Here is a 771-nt window from a genome sequence, read left to right as displayed (position 1 = left end):
CCGCGCCCGCCCGCAAGCGGCCAAGGGCGCCTGACCGGCACGGCCACAACGCCGCGTCCACCGGGGGCCGCGGTCGGATCCTCCCGCCGCGCCTTCATCCTACCATGTGGTCAGTTCGGCGATCCGCTTTGCGCATGGCGGCCGGAAGCGCCGGGAACCGCTCCGGCGCGACGAAGTCCCGTTCACGATAGGGCGGCTTGGCCTTGGCGCCGCCTGCAAACACCTTCGCGCCCGAGGCGGTCATGACGATGTCGCCCCGCCGGAGCGTGGGATCCTCGGTGATGTCCACGTAATGCATGCCCCCCGCGCGGCCGCCGCCGGTGCAGCTGCAGTCGGGAACCAGGCGCTCGCGATAGACGAAGGCGGTGGCGAGGGAGGTATAGGTCTTCCCACTGGCATTGACCGCGCCGTCGATCGCCTTGTCCGAGGAATATGTATAATAAACGTCCATCTTGGCCGCCGGGCAGAAGCTGCTGCACTGCGCCAGTGCTGCGGGTGCGTTGCCGGTATCCGGACGGCCCTGGAGGGGGAAGTAGCGTCCGTCGCAGGTGCGCACGCAGAACGCATAGCTGCCGACCCCGCCCCGCGCCGGCCTCTCGCCCACCCCCTCGCCATAGCCCTCGCCCGAACGCCCGCCCGGAGTGATCGTGATGGAGGGGCGCCCGTCATTGGGCACAGAGCGCGGGCCGAAAAGCGCGGAGAAGAAGTCGATCGGCGGCGCATAGGCCTGCGGCGCGGCGTGGCGCACGGGAGCGGGTGCTGGCGCCGGGC

1 protein-coding gene is annotated in these 771 nt (G+C 70.8%); it reads right to left on the bottom strand.

What is annotated here, in order from left to right; translation table 11 throughout:
• Positions 1-94 precede the first annotated feature (94 nt).
• On the bottom strand, positions 95-771 hold a 677-nt coding region (locus tag AC2W7M_RS26605; RefSeq protein ID WP_486136199.1), incomplete at its 5' end, for a DUF2865 domain-containing protein.

Source organism: Xanthobacter sp. BG11Y11_SDJG (assembly GCF_057364445.1).
The sequence above is the reverse complement of the archived record's forward strand: the minus strand, read 5'-3'. Positions and strand labels throughout refer to the sequence as shown.